The sequence below is a fragment of the Paenibacillus terrae genome (assembly GCF_005217525.1).
Taxonomy (GTDB): domain Bacteria; phylum Bacillota; class Bacilli; order Paenibacillales; family Paenibacillaceae; genus Paenibacillus; species Paenibacillus terrae_C.
Map to the genome: position 1 here is coordinate 1,215,991 of NZ_PNXQ01000016.1, position 16,843 is coordinate 1,232,833.

Consider the following 16,843-nt stretch of genomic DNA (forward strand, 5'->3'; position numbering starts at 1 on the left):
GGTGCATATGGGGATGTAGCATCCTTTTCCATTTCCTTTTCTGTCTGCTCGGGATAAGAAGCACCATGCGCCAGCCATGCCCGTTCATCGTATTCAATTTCCGCTACATCCACGCTCATGATTTGCCGGAACACCAGATTGACTGCATCAACGACTTCCACCCGACTGCGGAAATTGCGTGCCAGATCAATTAAAAAGCCATCTTCCTGCTCCTGCATACCGTATCGCTGGTATTTGTTCAAAAACAGGCCCGGCTCCGCCAACCGAAACCGATAAATACTCTGCTTTACGTCCCCTACCATAAAACGGTTACCCGGTTCTTCACGGGATACCAGTCTGACGATATCCTCCTGTACCGTATTCGTATCCTGGTACTCATCCAGCAGTACCTCGTCGAATTGCTCCTTGTATTCGAGCGCAGCGTCCGAAGGCAGCAGTCTGTGCGGAGTAGAGTCGGGATGACGTAATATTTTTAGACAATAGTGCTCCAAATCCCCGAAATCCACCAGCCCTTTGGACTGCTTGTGCTTTTGAAATCGTTCCCCGAATGCAATTACGGTCTCCACCAGTTCCTCCATCAGAGGAGCCGCCCCATGCAGTTCCTCCAAATAGGCTTCCGCCCTCCTGCCGAACAGGGAAGCCTTCATATCCGTAATCATTTTTTTGGCTGCCTCACGGAGCGCCTTGACCCGTTCCTGCAATGCAGGCTCGGTCTGATCCTTTTTGACTGGCTTGAGCTTGCCGAAGGCCGCTATTTGAAAGTGATCATATAGCGAGGCCCACGGCTGTGTCTCCAACGCCTGCAATAGTCCCTTCACCATTGCGGTATCCTCTTGCAGCGTCACTGCATAGGGTGCAGGGCCGCCGGGCTGCATAGCTGTCTCATAAGCCTGCTCCAGCAGGCTTGCTGCTCCGCGCAGCGAAAGTGCCGCATCCACCAAAATGCTGCGAACCCAAGGAGTCTCTCCCAAAGCCGCCACATCCTGTACACAGAACGCTGCTGCCGTCTCCCTCAGCCAGTGCTCCGGCCAGGGATGACTTTGCGAAAAATCGTACAAGCGCTGAACAAGCACATACATCGCATCATCTGTACGCTCACCGCTAAACCAGTCCACCAGTCTGCGAAACGTACTGCCTTCATCGTTAGCCTCATACTTTTCCTCAAACAGTTCTTCCAGCAGCTCCTGCCGCAGCAATTCCGTCTCATGCTCATTCATAATCCGAAAACCGGGATCAAGGGGAATGGCCTGATAATGCCTGCGAATGACCTCCATACAAAAAGAGTGGAGCGTCGTAATCGACGCCCGATTCAGCAGCGATAGCTGGCGACGTACATGCTCACTATCCGGCTCCTGTTCCAGCACACGTTCCAAGGCTTCGCGGATACGTTGGCGCATTTCGGCGGCGGCAGCCTTCGTAAAGGTCGCTACCAGCAGCCGATCCACGCTGAAACCGAGCCGGGGCTCGGCGATTTTACGAATAATGCGCTCTACGAGCACCGCTGTTTTACCAGACCCCGCCGCTGCCGCTACCAGCATGTTGTTGCCGGATTCGGAAATCGCACGCCACTGGTCATCACTCCACATACTGCCTTCCGGCTTTGGTGTTCCGTTAGTGCTTGGTTTGCTTATCATTGGTCCATTCCTCCTTTCCCTTCCTGTGCAGACCCAAGCAAATCCCAGATCTGATCTTTACCGGGTTTCCCCCATTGGTTGTAGCCGCTGCCCTCCAGACTGTCGTCAAATTGACAAACAGGTTTGAAAGAACAGAAGGTACATGCCGTCTCTTGCTGGATACGGTAAGGTTCAATCGCCACGTCGCCCTCTGTCATGCGTGTCCCAATCGTTCGGATATTATCGCGTACCGAAGCCAGCAGGCTATCCCACTGTTCCGGCGAAGCGACAGACGCACTGCTGTAAAAGCTACCGTCCGCCTTTACCGCAACTGGCAAAATGGAGGAATACCCCTTGTCCAGTGCCGTGTCCATTTGACCAACCACATTCCGATCGGCAAGCAATAGTCCTTTCATCTTGAAGCGTTTCAAAAGCTCCTGACGGGCCTGTTCCGCACTAAGACCATTTGGCGACTGCAACATCGGATTGTGGACGTGAAAATACAGCGTACCCGCCGGGTAAGCCGTCTCACCCAACCATTCCTCCGCCGCATTCAGCAGAACGTCCAGGTACGTGAGCATTTGCAAGGACAAGCCATAGTACACCTCATGCAGCTTGAGATCCTTTTGGCTGGATTTGTAATCAATGACGCGTAAAAGCAAGCCTTGTTCTCCCTCTGCCACATCCACGCGGTCAATTCGTCCGACGATTTCCATCACCACACCATTGTCCAATCGAAAGGTCAGAGGAGGAAGCTTTTCTCCCGGCCCAAAACCCAGTTCCAGCTCCAGTGGCTCAAAGCTTCCTCTACGGGCATGTTCTCCTAAAATCAGCGAAGCCCGACTTACAATGTCTTTCAGCTTGCGCAAAATGTACCCGTACCGCTTGGAGCTCATTAAAATCTCCCCTTGCAGACGAGGGGCCAAACGCTCCACTGTCGATTCCGCCTCTTGTTGGCATTCCTCTGTACTGAGACTGCCCCAGCTCACGTTCCGTTTACGTAAATTCATCGCCATCTCTCCGAGCGCCGCATGGAACAACTGCCCGATATCCGGTGCCTTCAGCCGATACATTTGGCGCTCCTTCAAGCGAAGGCCATGAGAAGCAAAATGCGAAAACGGACAAGCGAAAAAACGTTCCATACGAGATACGCTGGTACGCAGCTTGCTGCCGTACAGACGGCGACTCGTTTCCTTCCGCATTTCGGCATGATTTTCGTAAAAAAGTGAGGTCAGCAACTGACTCAGCTTGTCCTTTTCACGCCCCTGCTGGCACGCATACCAGTTGTACACCTCCCACCAGGGAGATAAAATCTCTCCACCATGCCGCCATTGTCGGAATTGCGCGATCAGCTGCGGCAATGCCTCGGACGGATGGGAAGCATACTCCCATTGCGTCGCCCATAGGTCCCCAGGCAAAGGATAGGCAGCTAACGGATGCTCTTCCAGAGCAGGGAACAGTTGACGGACATGGCGTACCAACTCTGACGGGAGCAACGACTTACCCTCTTCGTCGGTTACGGCGTAGCTCATCCACAGACTGCTTCCGGCTGATGTGAGCGCCGTATACGCAAGAAAACGTTCATCCAGCAGACGTCTTGTCATATTCGGTGCCAGCTCCACTCCCCGTTCATTCAGGGCGGTGCGTTCCTGCTCGTTCAACACGCCGTCCTCATGAAATACAGCCGGCATCACACCTTCGTTCATACCCAGTACAAAGGCATGCTGAATACCAGCTACGCGAGTACGGTCCGTGTTTCCGACCAGCACCTGATCCAGAGCTGGCGGGACAAGACCCATACGGTACTCTATCAGCCCCGTTTCCAGCACACCTGCAAATAAAGAAGTGTCCAGCTTCTCGTCACCCATCATTTCGACGATCTGATCCAACAGCTCAAGCACCGCATCCCATACCTGACGATGCTCCTTCGCCTGTTCGGGATTTCCCGCTTTCTCGGCCTGATGGATCAAGTCATCCAGCTTATGCCCAATTTCCGCATCCTCCAGCAACAAGTACACCGCTTCACACTTCTCAAGTGCAGTCCGAGCCTTACCCAGACGTTTCTCAAACGCACGCAAAGGCGTCACAATCACATCACGGCACAGCTCCATTAGATCCAGCGTTTCGTCCCTTTGACGATTTCGCTCCTGTTCCTCTAGCTCCAGCGAAAGGCTAGGTACAGCCTGCCAAGGACGTCCGTCTGTCCAGCGGCTGCCCTGTATCCCACAGGCCAATACGTAGTTTTCCAGACGGTCCATATCCTCGCGGCTGACCCGTTCATCCTGCGGTAATAGAAGATCCGTTTTGACCGCACGAAATACATCCTCATACCGCCAACGCCGCTGGACGATATCCAGCGAAGCCCGAATCATTTCCACCAATGGATGATGCAATACGCTTCTGCGCTGATCCAGGAATACCGGAACCTCATATTGTTTGAATATCGGCTCCACCCACGGCTCATAATCCTCAATATGGCGTACAAACAGAGCCATTTCCCGATAACGTGCTCCCTCATCTCGGGCGAGGCGGCGCATTTCGCGCACTGCCCCCTCAAGCTCGACACGTCGGTTCGCTGCGGCATACAACTTGATTTCTTCTGGCTGCTTATCTTTCCATTGCTCCCGCATCTGTTGCTGCGGCATGGGTCGTTCCTGGTTCCGATATCCCCCACGTCGTTCAAACTGCGCCTCCAGATACGCCAACGCAGGACGGTTCTTAAATCTCGGAAGCGGATCAGGGCGCAGCAGTTGTGTCTGCGTCTCCATCATCAGCTCGTCCGCCATCCCTTTAAGCTTTACATAGGTAGCCGCCGAAGGATGAAACAAATCCAGCTCATGCGGAAGCTGTCCACTCTCGTAGCTACGATTGCAGGTCAGTGCGACCGTCAACGAAGAAGCGTGCACCATGAGCTGCTCCACCACCTTGTATTCATGCGGCGTAAATCTGCGGTAGCCATCCATCCAAATATCGGCTCCACGTACAATGGAAGATTCGGCAATCTGCTCCGCCAGCATACGCAGGGTATCCTCGCCGTCAATATATTGAAGCGTCAGCTCTCTTTCAAAATCCTCATAAATCAGACTGATGTCCTTGAGCTTGCCACGTAAAATCGGAGTCGATTCCCCCGCAGCATTCATTCGCTCCAGTTGCTCCGGTACAGACCGAGTGTCATTCCCGTACTGCTTCAGCTCTGTAAACAGCGTATTTAACCGATCCACAAAGCCCAACTGGTCTCCCGAATCCTTAAATAAACTCAGCTCATCCTTGCGACGACGAATAATTTTATATAAAAGCATCTTCTTGCCTTCCTCCGTCACAGGTACCAGCGCCGAACCCCCGGTTTCCTGCATGACTAAATAGGCAAGACGATGAAATCCCATGACCTGGGCGCGCACCGTCCCCTGAATACCGTTTCCAGTTTCTGTAAGAAGCGCATGCTCGGAAGCAAATGACGATTGCTCCGGCACAAGTAACAGCATAGGCTTACCTAGCGGTTCCTTGCGTAGCATAGCCGTCATTTCACGACGGATTAACGTACTCTTTCCACTGCCAGAGCGGCCAATTAACAAACGGACCGACATGATGCGGCCTCCTTTCCAACGAACAACAATCTATTAAACAGTATAGCATATGAGGCAAGAGAGAAAAGAACGTACGTTTGCCATCTTGTAGCATTTAATCCTCCTTCAAAAAACAAACAGTCCCGCAGGTTGGCTTGGTGCATGCCTTCTCTACAGGACTGATTTATTGGTAAAACGAGCCTAATCTACTTATTCGGCTACCTAAAAAGTCGTTTGACTGTGTATGAATTCTACAATTGTGCCTGGCTACGCACCTCAAAAATGGCGAATTTCAAATAATGGCCTTCCTCTACACCCAGAATCTGAGGATGATCCTTGCCAGCCGCTCTCCAATCCACCAGACGGAGGATTTTTCCGGCATCTGCCGCCGCTTCCTTAATCGTGTCCAGAAATAGCTCCGGCCGCATATGGAACGAGCAGCTCGCAGTCACTAAATAGCCGCCCTCATTGACCAGCTTCATCCCGTGCAGATTAATATCCTTATATCCACGGGTAGCTCCTTTGACCGCATTCTTTGTTTTCGCAAAGGCTGGTGGATCAAGAATAACTACATCAAAGGTACGTCCGCCCCCTGCTGTTAGCGGCTTCGAGGTATCTCCTTTTCCCCCGGCCCGCGCGGTACGTTCCTCTACGCCTTTAACCTGATTGCGCAAATATTGAAAAGCATCGTCCACGACAAACTCGACGCGTTCCTCAAAGCCGTTCAGCTTGACATTATCCCGTGCGCTTTCAATCGCGTGCTCAGAAATATCAAGACAGGTTACTTTTTTCGCACCGTATTTGCAGGCATTGAGCGTAAAGCTTCCCGTATGTGAAAAGCACTCCAGCACGGTTGCACCATCCCAGAATGGGAACTCCACAACCTTACCGCTTTTGTTCACAGGCTTCATGACCGCTGTGCCAGCGTTACCCTGTTCTGCTACTTCCTGTAGCGTAATTCCGCTGCGTCCTCCCCAGCCCGTCATCAGTGGAGCAATTGCCGCACGATTCTCACGCTGGTCGAAGAAATAGCCTGTCTTCTGGCCCTCTACAATATCGACCTTGATACGCAAGCCATTTTCCGTAACCACGACATGACGCGGGCAGTCGCCATATAAAGGCCCTTTGACCTGTTCCAGTCCTTCCAACTCGCGGATGGATACATCGCTGCGCTCATAAATAGCAACAGGGCCAATCACTTCAACAAGTGCATCCCTGATTTCTTCCCTGCGACGATCCATACCGAGCGTTAATAATTGTACGACTAACACGTCGCCAAAACGGTCTACAATCAGCCCGGGTAAAAAATCAGCCTCGCCGTATACCAGCCGATACGCGTCTCCCCCGGTCACAAAACGTTCACGGTGCTCCAGACAATCGCGGAACCGTTTGGCAAAAAAGCTTTGATCCATCATTTCCAGCGGCTCGTAGGACATCACACGCACCGTAATTTGTGAGGCCGGATTATAGTAACCCGTTGCCAAATAACGCCCCTGATGGTTGACGATACTGACCAGATCACCCGCCTCCGGCTCACCCTCCACCTTGGCTATTTCATTTTTAAACACCCAGGGGTGCGCATGCTCCAGCCTTTTTTTACGGCTGCGTTCCAATATTACTGAAGGCAAAGTCCTTCACTCCCATTCTTGGATTACTCAAAGTGTTAAAAGCGTGGGGTTCGATAGAGGCGCAGCTCCGCGGTTCATTTGATCTTACGATCGCTGTTGCAATGGGATTTTTGAGATTAGGTAACACATTTAAAGGTAAAAATCCCATTAAGCATATTCTTTCGAAGCAGCTTTCCTTCGGAAAGCTTTCAGCCGAACGCTACCGCATCTCCAGATTCAAATGAATCGCTCCGCTACTACCCGCCTTTATATCGAACTCACATTTTAAAGCTTGTGAAGTTCTATAAAAATTCTCGTTTACATAAAAAACAGCACAGCCATGCTTGTCATGGCTGTCCTCATCAGATCATAGGCTGTTACATGAGCATTTTGCATAAATCCCAAGAGCAATTTTAAATCAGCAATATAGAGATCGAAATGGTTTATTTCGTCTATATATTGTTCTTTCAAGCGCTGGGAATCGAATGATGCAAAAAGCTGACATAAGCGCAATTCAATTCATAACCTTAGAAGAGGGGTTCATGGCCGTGTTAATTCATGTTATTTTGCCGCTGTGCGGTGGGCTGCTTATTTTCTTGGGCGGGATGAAGCTGATGGAAGCGGCCCTCCGGCATTTGGCTGGCCCTTTCCTCACCCGCTGGTTGAACCGGGCCACCGTTTCCCCTTGGCGGGGCATGCTGTTCAGCTCAGGCATTACCGCCCTGTTGCAGAGCAGCACTGCTGTCACGGTGCTGACCATCGGACTGGTCAACGCCGGGCTGTTGACCTATGGCCGCACGCTCGGTATTATCCTGGGCACCAATATTGGTACCTGCCTGACTACCGAGCTAATGGGTCTCCAGCTAGGCAAGCTGGCTGTTCCACTGCTCTGCGGCTCGCTGCTTTGCTGGAGCGTCGCTGTCTTGTGGGGCGAGGCTGTCTCCAGCCGCCAGTATGCGTCTGCCGGGCCACCATCCGGCTCCAATCAGCTTAGCCGTCCGCAGGCTGTACAATATATCAGCCTCAGCTTTGCTGGATTTTCGCTGATCCTTGCGGGTATCCGTGTGATGCAAACAGTCGGCCCCTGGATTGAGCAGGCCGGGCTGTTCCGCTGGTTTCTGGACCACGCTGCGGCCAACATGTGGTGGGCCTTCGCAGCCGGGGCCTGCCTGACCGCACTGGTTCACAGCAGCGCCGCCGTTATTGGCATGGCGATCAGCCTTGCGGCTGCGGGAGCTTTGCCAGCCGATGTGGGTATCGCCATCGTCATTGGCTCCAACGTGGGCACATGCGTGACGGCCCTGATTGCGGCTGTCGGCGGCAGCGTGTCCGGCAAATTTGTGGCCTGGTCCCACGTGCTGCTGAACGTAGGCGGGGCGTTACTGTTTATGCCGCTGATCCCCGGGCTGGCAATGGCAGCCGCCTGGATATCTGCTGAGCCTGGAGCCAAGGTCGCACATGCTCAAACCCTGTTTAACGTGATCAGCTCTCTGCTTGTCTTGCCAGTCTGCTATTTACCTGTATGGACACGTTTGGAGAATCGCATGTCTCCCAACATCATCAAACGTTAATTCCCAGCATGGACAGCGCCTTGCTCAAAATGACATCATTGTTGTCATATCCGCCTTGGCGCTGGAGAAGCCATGCTTCCTCAGGCGTATGCCATGCAACACCTTTAATTTCTTCAATCTGTGCCTGTAAATCCCCATCCAGTGCCTCTACGAGATAATAATGGACTTCCTTGTCCACTTCCCCGAATTCAGCATGCTGATACGTATAAGCAATCATATCCACATGCTGGATAATCCGTCCGTTCAGCCCAGTTTCCTCACGAATTTCACGTAAAGCCGTCTGTTCGATCGTTTCTCCTGGCTCCATCTTGCCTTTAGCCAAAGAGACCTTGCCGTATCGGTCGGTAATCAGTTGAATTTCAAGCTTCTCCCCTTGGTTGCGGTACACAACACCGCCTGCGGAAATTTCCTTTTTTGCTGCCATCCTGTAATCCCCTTTCCTTGCGCAACAAGGATTCCGTCCTCCCTGTAAGGAAGGCGAAATCCTTGTTGGCCATCTCTAATGCCTGTTCAGGCTTTTTATGCTCTTAGAGAGCTGTTTGCAGCCCATTTTCCATTACACGGACCAATTGGCCTTCGCTTTCATGAACGCCCGCCTTCGTCAGCTTCACGCGGCACACCTTGCCAACCAGATCCTTAGTACCTTCAAACACCAATTGAATGTAGTTGTCACTGTAACCGTGAAGCATGCCGCTATCTTCGGTCCCTTTCGGCGCAACTTCTGGAATGACATCCAGCACCTGACCGACAAACTTCTCTGCATAAGCCAACTGCATCTGCTCTGACAGTTGAATCAGCTCATGCACACGTGCATTTTTCACGTCCTCGTCCACCTGATCCTCCATACGCGCCGCAGGCGTACCGCTGCGCTTGGAATAAGGGAACACATGCATTTCCGAGAAGCCAATTTTTTTCATCAACTCATAGCCGTTGCGGAACATTTCGTCCGTTTCCCCAGGAAAGCCTACAATAACGTCTGTCGTAATCGCCACATCCGGCATCGCCTTGCGAATCATAAACATTTTATTGTAGAACTCTTCTGTTGTGTATTTACGGCGCATCCGTTTCAGCACGGTGTCATCTCCCGCCTGAAGCGGAATGTGAAAATGACGCACCAGCTTATTGGAACGATTCAGCACATCAAGCATTTTTTCATCAATCTGGCTGGCTTCAATGGAACTGATACGGATACGCTCCAGCCCTTCCACCTTCTCCAGATCCCACAGCAGATCGGACAGATCATAATTGTCCATGTCGTCACCATAACCACCTGTATGAATGCCTGTGAGCACAATTTCTTTATAACCCGCATGCACCAATTGACGCGCCTGAGCCATAATGCTCGCAGCATCGCGGCTGCGGGACAAACCACGCGACCACGGAATGATGCAGAAGGTGCAAAAGTTGTTGCAGCCATCCTGAATTTTCAAAAACGCACGTGTGTGGTTAGCAAAATCAGGCACATCCATTTCCTCGAACACACGCGTTTTCATAATATTGCGCACAGCATTCACAGGTTGACGCGACTCTTGGATCTCCTGAACAAACGGAATAATTTTGTCCCGGTCCTGTGTACCAATCACGAGATCGACACCGGGAATATCCATAATTTCGGCAGGAGAAGTCTGGGCGTAACAGCCCGTCACTGCCACAATAGCATCTGGGTTCCGACGAATCGCACGGCGAATGATCTGACGACTCTTTTTATCGCCGGTATTCGTAACGGTGCACGTATTAATAAGGTAGACGTCAGCTGTCTGCTCATCAAAATCTACCTGCTCATAGCCTTCATTTTTGAACAGCTGCCAAATCGCTTCTGTATCATAAAAGTTTACCTTACAACCCAATGTGTAAAATGCCACTGACGGCATATTAAACCCCTCCCATTTCTCCTGACTCATATAAAATGCAAGCCAATGCAGTCATACCTGCGGTTTCCGCACGCAAAATGCGTCTTCCCAGCCCCGTAGACTGCGCCCCGGCCTGCTCGGCCTCCAGGCTCTCCGCTTCGCTGAAGCCGCCTTCTGGACCTACTACCAGAAGAACACGCGGCTTGTCCATCGACGTCCATTGTCCTGCCAAAGGCTGAATCACGTCCCGTAGCTGCTGCCCCTGCTCTTTTTCATAACAATAGCATATCAAATCATACTGCGAAAAAGAAGCCAGCAGCTCTTTCCACGTCATCGGCGCACTTATTTCTGGAATCCGGTTACGGTGGCTTTGCTCAGCCGCTTCCTTTACAATCTTGCGCCAGCGTTCCAGCCGTTTGCCTTCCTTTTTGGCATCATACTGCACGACCGTACGCTCGGACAAAAATGGTACAAACCCAGCTGCCCCGATTTCTGTACATTTTTGCATAACGGTCTCCATCTTGTCTCCCTTGGGAAGACTTTGGGCAATGGTGACCTGCACATGCGGTTCGGAGGTCATCTCCAGCGGCTCGACGATCGTCGCCGTCACACGATCCTGTTCTATCGTATCCAACGCAGCCAGCGCTTCCCTGGATACCCCGTCACTGACTATAATTTTGTCACCACTACGACCGCGCATGACCTTGGCTATATGTCGCGCATCCTCACCCGTCACGATCACATGGTCTTCCAGAAACTGCTCTGCCGGAATAAAATAACGCTGCATTGTCTCTCACACCTATTCTGAAAATAACTGTTATCCATTGGCTTTCTGTACAATATCCGAATAAATCACCAAGCACCATCATATCATCTTTTGCGCCCGCATGACCAGTGTGTTGCTGCTTCAATTGTTATACTACCGTCCATACCCGCAAAAAAGGAGCCGTTAGGCTCCAAATAATCCGATGATGTAAAAAGCGAACTGCAAAAACTGCACATAAATCGTCTGGGATAGCACATACAGCGGCTCAATCGTCACCGCCCGCACCTGCGGGATAACAAGGATCAACAGAAAAATAAAGATGGACCATTGCTCAAAATGCTGAAGTTTGCGGCGCAACGGTGTAGGGGCCACATCCTCCACAATCCGGTAGCCATCCAGCGGTGGCAGCGGAATTAAATTAAAAATAAATAAAAACAGATTCAAACTAATCAATGAATTGATAAACAAGTTGATAGCCTGAGCCACCCGCTGATTCTCGATATTCGGCAGCACCTGAAAATGAAGCAGCACCGCATAAATCAAGGTAGCCACAAAGGCAAGCAGCAAATTGCTCAGTGGTCCAGCAGCAGACACGACAATCCCCATAGAACGTGGACGACTGAAATTGTCACGGTTGACTGGAACCGGTTTGGCCCAGCCGAAGCCCCCGATCAGCAGCAGCAGCGTACCCATCAGATCAATATGCACTGCCGGATTTAAAGTCACGCGTCCCAGCAGCTTGGCTGTAGGGTCACCGAATTTATTGGCATAATACGCATGCGCAAATTCATGCACCGTAAAAGATATGATCAGAGCCAGCAAGTAAAACGGAAGAACCTCTAACTTCACACGAAAAATATTTTGTAAAAAATCCATGGTTACCTCTTTCTCGCCACAAACGCCAGCCAGTCCTCATCCCGGCACGTTTCGGCAATGTCGAAGCCCGCCGCCTTCAATGCGTTTTCGACAACCTCTTCTTTGTTCTTCCAAATCCCTGAAGCGATATAAATACCACCTGGCTCCAGAGCCTTGTACACATCATCAATAAACAGCAAAATAATTTCGGCCAAAATATTAGCGACCACCAGCTTGACTGGCAGTTGGATACCCAGCGTCGGATCGCTCGCATTCAGCACGGACAGCAGATCGCTCTCTTTAATGGTAATGCGATCCTCCAACCCATTCAGATGGGTATTTTCCCGCGCACTGGATACCGCTACGGGATCAAGGTCCAGAGCCAGTACATGCTTCGCTCCCAGTTGCACGGCTCCGATCGCCAAAATGCCGGAGCCTGTGCCCACATCAATGACTTCCTCTCCACCATTGATCACAGATTCCAACGCTCTCAGACAAAGTGATGTTGTGGGATGCGTTCCAGTGCCAAAGGCCATGCCGGGGTCCAGCTCAATGATTTTTTCATCTTCACTGGCAGGCTCATAGGCTTCCCAAGTCGGTTTGATCGTTAGACGATCCGACACACGCAATGGCTTGAAATATTGCTTCCAGGCATTCGCCCAGTCATCCTCATTGACCGTTTTCAGCTCATACCGAACCTCACCAGGGTCAATATCGAATGTTCTCAATTCTTCGACGCGTGGCTCAATTTGCGAACGGATCACGTCCATCTCAACTTCTTCGGCAAAATACCCCTTGATGGTCGCTTGTCCTTCAGGAATGTCATTCAAGGGCCGATCATACCACTGTCCGTAGGACGTATCGCGTGGTTTGTTCAACGAACCGGATTCTTCAATGGAAACCCCTCCCGCACCTGCTTCGTGCAGAAAATTCGAAATCATTTCGACGGCTTCTTCGGTTGTATGTATTGTAATTTCATGCCACAACATGGTTTTCATTTCCTCCTCATTTCACATGCATACTCTATATTGTACTATATACATGCATAGGAGTTCAAAAAAGCTAGTATCATCGAAGTGCAAAATGTTTTTGTAGAACTTGTGCATATTGCCGGCTCATTTAGTCCAAGCCTCCTTAACTCTAGTACATACAATATAGTATATTCAAAGAAGGAGTGAATTATAATGGCCAAAACCGTTTTGGATTATAATTCTACTGTCATCACACCTATTACCAATGGGATTAGTCTTCCGGTTCCTATTTCTCCAGCCGGACTAGGGATTGCTACTGCTTCCGTATTTATTGATCCTACTATTCCTGGAGCCGCTAACAATCGGGTAGAGTTAAAGGCATCCATTGGCTTGCATTTTGTTGGTGCGGGCAATATTCGATCGCTTGTCCGCATATGGAGAGCCGGCAAAGAAATCTATTACGGGCTGCAGACTAATCTGTTTGACGACAACATCATCATTAATGTCGAAACGGTAGATGTTGCTCCTCTGGGCGTGCAAAACTATCAACTGATTATTGAAAATCAAACGCCTGCGACTACTGCTTTCGTCTCTGGTCCCCTTGTTTTTAGCGCAACAGCCTATAGCGGATAATTAAATAGACAAGAGGATGAAATACAAATAAGACGGGCAATCCCGCAAATCATATTTAATGATAGGGATGACCCGTCTTATTGAATTCTACTCGCTGTCGTTTATGATGCGCTCCTGACGACGATCAGCTACTTCACCGCGCCGGATCGCTTCCAAATCCTGAGCATCTGCCTGCTCTGCCGAGAACTCAACATCCTCATTTTTAGCAGATTGTGCACGCTTGATTTTCTCGGTTTTGGTCAGCACTTTATCGAACCGTTTGTTTGTGGGCATCTGTCACAGCTCCTTCCAACGTTTTCACAGCATACCACCTGCTTGTTCCACAATAGACATCGCCTGATGATGAATGGATTCATCCACCACAGCGGTTAGCAATATATCACGGCCTGTCGGCCCACCTTGCCCGCCGTCACTCATTCCGCTGGCAGATGGATCAGCCGCAGCCAGTATCGCTGGAGTTGCATCCGTAAACTCCACTCCCTGCGTCAGTGAGGACAAGCTGCTAATTTGTCCCGCAAATACAGGTAATCCAGCATTGGCTGTAGACTGTCGGGGATAGCGGCTAAATCGGTCTATAGATACATCTGCTGCCCGGAGAGCTTCCAGCTTTCTAGCTGCTCCTTGTGCTTCCTCGGGGCTTTTGAAATACGCCAAAATATTTTTTTCACTCATCCCCAAAACTCCCTGTGTGGTATTGAGCGCAACTCCTGTTCAAGAACACAGACAGTTGCGCTTTGCTATATCCTGCTCATTGGCACGGATTTATATTCCCCACGAAGGCTAAACGGAACAAACAACACCGAGTTTAGTATGCTGAAACGGTTGAAAAGTAGTTTGTGAAGACTATAACTTTTGCGGGTGCAAAGCAGCGGCAGGAGCTTTACCTGCCTTGGCTACTCCTGTCTCCCACGCAGCGCGAATGACAGCATCACGAACCTTAGAGACCACCTTCGGATTAAACACATTAGGTATGATATAAGTTTCACTTAGCTCCTCAGGGCTGATCGCATCAGCAATAGCAAGCCCGGCAGCCAGCTTCATTTCTTCATTAATCGTCGTGGCATGGCAATCCAGTGCGCCCCGGAAAATTCCCGGAAAGCACAGCACATTGTTAATCTGATTTGGAAAATCAGAGCGGCCCGTAGCCAGAACACGCACATAAGGGGCTGCTAAGGCTGGGTCAATTTCCGGCTTCGGGTTCGCCATGGCGAAGACGATAGGATCAGCAGCCATGCTCTGAATATCCTTCACACTCAGTAAATCCGGGCCTGACAGACCGATGAACACATCGGCCCCCACAATCACCTCAGATAAACTACCACTCAAATTGTACGGATTGGTCATGCTCGCATACTCCGTCCAATGTGGATTGCTATATTCCACGCCACGATGAATGGCTCCCTGCCGATCAACGCCAATCAGATTGCGTACACCCGCCTTAAGCAACATCCGAGAGCAAGCCGTACCCGCCGCACCGATACCTGCAAATACCACTTTGACATCCTCTATTTTTTTGCCGCATACCTTCAATGCATTCACCAGACCTGCCAACACGACGACGGCCGTACCATGCTGATCATCATGAAATACCGGAATGTCCAGTTCCTCTTTTAATCGTCTCTCAATCTCAAAGCAGCGCGGTGAAGAGATATCCTCCAAATTAATACCACCAAAGGCAGGGGCAATCATTTTGACAATTTGAACAATTTCATCAGGGTCCTTCGTATTAAGGCAGATTGGAAATGCGTCTACGCCTGCAAATTGTTTGAATAGAACCGCCTTACCTTCCATCACAGGCATAGCCGCCTCTGGTCCGATATCTCCCAATCCTAGCACCGCTGTTCCGTCCGATACGACCGCCACTGTATTTTTTTTGATCGTTAATTGATACGCTTTAGCTGGATCATTTGCAATTTCCATACAGATTTCAGCTACGCCGGGAGTGTAAATCTTGGATAGTTCCTCCATGCTTGCAATCGGCTGCTTCGGTTGGGTCTCCATTTTACCGCCCTCATGTAATTGTCTGATTTCTTCTGTTAAGCTACTCATGCTTCTCTCCATCCTTTCATGTCTGTATATTTTTTCTGTACAATTGTTATAGATATCAGGCTTTTGTATAGGCTCATCAGCTCCATAAATTGAGTAACAAGGTTGCTAAAATGACTGTGGCTGCCCCGCCAATGCGTGTTGCTATTTGTGCAAAAGGCATCAGCTCCATCCGGTTCGATGCAGACAGGATCGCTACATCCCCCGTACCACCCAATCCGCCACGACAACTGGTTACCAATGCAGCTTCCACCGGGTACATGTGAATCCATTTTCCTGTGAAGTATCCAGCAACAATCAATGTAATCACGACAGATGCGCAGGTTATGGCATAGGGAATTGTCAGAATTCCGACCACACTATCCAAAGGCACATACAAAATACCCAATCCTACCATCAATGGCCATGTCAGACTTGCCGCAATACATTTGTACAAATGAAAAGCCCCCTGTTCTATCTGTGCCGGCATCGCTTGGATACACTTCATTAAGGCCGCAGCCAGAATCATCAGAATCGGCCCAGGAATATGAAGATACGGCTCCAGTAGTTTACCGACAATAAAGAAAGTACAGGCTAACAGCAGCCCCCCACCCATCAATGGAAACGAAACAGGTTGTTCCAGATTCACTGGAGATAATTTTTCCCCTTCTTTATCGAGTTTCAACAACTTTCCGTTACCAGAAGTATGAGGATTTTTCTCCGCCATTTTTTTCAAAATACCCGCACCTATGATGGCAACAATATTGCCAATGATCGCGGCCGGGATAAACTGGGATACAAATATCGCTGAATCCTTGCCCAGCACCAATCCATATGAAATGGACAATGGTAGAATCCCTTCTCCAATCCCGCCGGAGATAATCGGAATAATGATGTAAAAGAACGTATGATAAGCGCTGTAGCCAAAAGCCATACCCACAACCATACCTACTGCTACCGCTGCAATAGAGCCTATTATAATGGGGGCAAAAATTTTGACAATTCCGTTCATCAGCATCTTCCGATCCATACCCAGAATACTTCCGGTGACCAGACAAGCGATATAAAAATAAAGAAAATTCGAGGTTTTCATCAGCGTGTGTACAGCGCCCATCGCAGATGGAGGAAACATGTTCCAAAATACCATCAACGATGGAACCATGAGTGACAGAATGGCCGGACCCCCAATATGCTTGAGCACAGGAAGTTTGGCCCCCAGATCACTGAGCAGTATGCCTAAAATCATAATGACGGCAAATCCGCCCAGCAGATCGTTCGGAAGTCTCTGTGTAATCGCAGCTGCGTATACAATTAATGTAATCATTAAGAGGGCTTAAATATAACTGTTCATAATTTCCTCCGCCTGCGGTAAAATTCGATACTGATAAA

At 50.1% G+C, this 16,843-nt stretch carries 14 protein-coding genes and 1 pseudogene; 2 read left to right on the forward strand and 13 right to left on the reverse strand.

Annotated elements, in window-relative coordinates; translation table 11 throughout:
- The 4 genes from C1I60_RS26010 to C1I60_RS25020 all read right to left on the reverse strand — a co-directional run.
- A partial coding sequence (locus C1I60_RS26010; protein WP_252361851.1) for a UvrD-helicase domain-containing protein occupies positions 1 to 1,634 on the reverse strand: 1,634 nt, incomplete at its 3' end.
- Positions 1,631 to 5,197, reverse strand: coding sequence for a helicase-exonuclease AddAB subunit AddB (gene addB, locus C1I60_RS23215; protein WP_137063827.1), 3,567 nt, complete (start codon positions 5,195 to 5,197; stop codon positions 1,631 to 1,633). The genes addB and C1I60_RS26010, both read right to left, overlap by 4 nt.
- 230 nt (positions 5,198 to 5,427) lie before the next feature.
- Positions 5,428 to 6,804 carry a class I SAM-dependent rRNA methyltransferase gene (locus C1I60_RS23220; protein WP_137063828.1) on the reverse strand — a complete coding sequence of 459 codons (1,377 nt, stop codon included), beginning with the start codon at positions 6,802 to 6,804 and terminating at the stop codon, positions 5,428 to 5,430.
- Positions 6,805 to 7,101: 297 nt separating this feature from the next.
- Complete coding sequence (locus C1I60_RS25020) at positions 7,102 to 7,254, reverse strand: hypothetical protein (RefSeq protein WP_212734499.1); 153 nt, start codon at positions 7,252 to 7,254, stop codon at positions 7,102 to 7,104.
- Positions 7,255 to 7,331: 77 nt separating this feature from the next.
- On the opposite strand from C1I60_RS25020, the gene C1I60_RS23225 reads away from it, so the two are divergent.
- On the forward strand, positions 7,332 to 8,354 hold the full coding sequence (locus C1I60_RS23225; RefSeq protein ID WP_137063893.1) for a Na/Pi cotransporter family protein: 1,023 nt from the start codon (positions 7,332 to 7,334) through the stop codon (positions 8,352 to 8,354).
- Here the strand turns inward: C1I60_RS23225 and C1I60_RS23230 are convergent.
- The 5 genes from C1I60_RS23230 to prmA form a co-directional block, all read right to left on the reverse strand.
- Positions 8,344 to 8,778, reverse strand: coding sequence for an NUDIX hydrolase (locus C1I60_RS23230; RefSeq protein WP_137063829.1), 435 nt, complete (start codon positions 8,776 to 8,778; stop codon positions 8,344 to 8,346). The genes C1I60_RS23225 and C1I60_RS23230 overlap by 11 nt on opposite strands.
- Positions 8,779 to 8,881: 103 nt before the next feature.
- A complete protein-coding gene (gene mtaB, locus C1I60_RS23235) occupies positions 8,882 to 10,225 on the reverse strand; it encodes a tRNA (N(6)-L-threonylcarbamoyladenosine(37)-C(2))-methylthiotransferase MtaB (RefSeq protein WP_137063830.1) in 1,344 nt (447 codons plus the stop codon).
- Position 10,226: 1 nt separating this feature from the next.
- Complete coding sequence (locus C1I60_RS23240) at positions 10,227 to 10,991, reverse strand: 16S rRNA (uracil(1498)-N(3))-methyltransferase (protein WP_137063831.1); 765 nt, start codon at positions 10,989 to 10,991, stop codon at positions 10,227 to 10,229.
- Positions 10,992 to 11,153: 162 nt separating this feature from the next.
- The gene (locus tag C1I60_RS23245; RefSeq protein WP_044645101.1) at positions 11,154 to 11,846 is read right to left on the reverse strand and encodes a site-2 protease family protein; all 693 of its coding nucleotides are present in this window, start codon (positions 11,844 to 11,846) and stop codon (positions 11,154 to 11,156) included.
- Between the two features lie 2 nt (positions 11,847 to 11,848).
- On the reverse strand, positions 11,849 to 12,814 hold the full coding sequence (prmA, locus tag C1I60_RS23250) for a 50S ribosomal protein L11 methyltransferase (protein ID WP_137063832.1): 966 nt from the start codon (positions 12,812 to 12,814) through the stop codon (positions 11,849 to 11,851).
- Between the two features lie 195 nt (positions 12,815 to 13,009).
- Between prmA and C1I60_RS23255 the strand changes: the two genes are divergently transcribed.
- Positions 13,010 to 13,429, forward strand: coding sequence for a hypothetical protein (locus C1I60_RS23255; RefSeq protein WP_137063833.1), 420 nt, complete (start codon positions 13,010 to 13,012; stop codon positions 13,427 to 13,429).
- An 87-nt stretch (positions 13,430 to 13,516) separates the two neighbouring features.
- Here the strand turns inward: C1I60_RS23255 and C1I60_RS23260 are convergent, their stop codons facing one another.
- The 4 genes and pseudogenes from C1I60_RS23260 to C1I60_RS23275 all read right to left on the reverse strand — a co-directional run.
- Positions 13,517 to 13,702 carry a YfhD family protein gene (locus C1I60_RS23260; protein ID WP_044645104.1) on the reverse strand — a complete coding sequence of 62 codons (186 nt, stop codon included), beginning with the start codon at positions 13,700 to 13,702 and terminating at the stop codon, positions 13,517 to 13,519.
- Between the two features lie 24 nt (positions 13,703 to 13,726).
- The gene (locus C1I60_RS23265; RefSeq protein ID WP_137063834.1) at positions 13,727 to 14,101 is read right to left on the reverse strand and encodes a hypothetical protein; all 375 of its coding nucleotides are present in this window, start codon (positions 14,099 to 14,101) and stop codon (positions 13,727 to 13,729) included.
- Positions 14,102 to 14,272: 171 nt separating this feature from the next.
- Complete coding sequence (locus tag C1I60_RS23270) at positions 14,273 to 15,478, reverse strand: NAD(P)-dependent malic enzyme (protein WP_137063835.1); 1,206 nt, start codon at positions 15,476 to 15,478, stop codon at positions 14,273 to 14,275.
- Positions 15,479 to 15,554: 76 nt separating this feature from the next.
- Positions 15,555 to 16,778 (reverse strand): annotated as a pseudogene (locus C1I60_RS23275) (2-hydroxycarboxylate transporter family protein); the annotation flags it as partial.
- Between the last annotated feature and the right edge of the window lie 65 nt (positions 16,779 to 16,843).

Bases quoted from the DNA above. Each gene is read 5' to 3' on its own strand.
- addB (WP_137063827.1), bottom strand. From the start codon at position 5,197: ATGTCGGTCCGTTTGTTAATTGGCCGCTCTGGCAGTGGAAAGAGTACG.
- C1I60_RS23230 (WP_137063829.1), bottom strand. From the start codon at position 8,778: ATGGCAGCAAAAAAGGAAATTTCCGCAGGCGGTGTTGTGTACCGCAAC.
- mtaB (WP_137063830.1), bottom strand. From the start codon at position 10,225: ATGCCGTCAGTGGCATTTTACACATTGGGTTGTAAGGTAAACTTTTAT.
- C1I60_RS23240 (WP_137063831.1), bottom strand. From the start codon at position 10,991: ATGCAGCGTTATTTTATTCCGGCAGAGCAGTTTCTGGAAGACCATGTG.
- C1I60_RS23245 (WP_044645101.1), bottom strand. From the start codon at position 11,846: ATGGATTTTTTACAAAATATTTTTCGTGTGAAGTTAGAGGTTCTTCCG.
- prmA (WP_137063832.1), bottom strand. From the start codon at position 12,814: ATGTTGTGGCATGAAATTACAATACATACAACCGAAGAAGCCGTCGAA.
- C1I60_RS23255 (WP_137063833.1), top strand. From the start codon at position 13,010: ATGGCCAAAACCGTTTTGGATTATAATTCTACTGTCATCACACCTATT.
- C1I60_RS23260 (WP_044645104.1), bottom strand. From the start codon at position 13,702: ATGCCCACAAACAAACGGTTCGATAAAGTGCTGACCAAAACCGAGAAA.
- C1I60_RS23265 (WP_137063834.1), bottom strand. From the start codon at position 14,101: ATGAGTGAAAAAAATATTTTGGCGTATTTCAAAAGCCCCGAGGAAGCA.
- C1I60_RS23270 (WP_137063835.1), bottom strand. From the start codon at position 15,478: ATGAGTAGCTTAACAGAAGAAATCAGACAATTACATGAGGGCGGTAAA.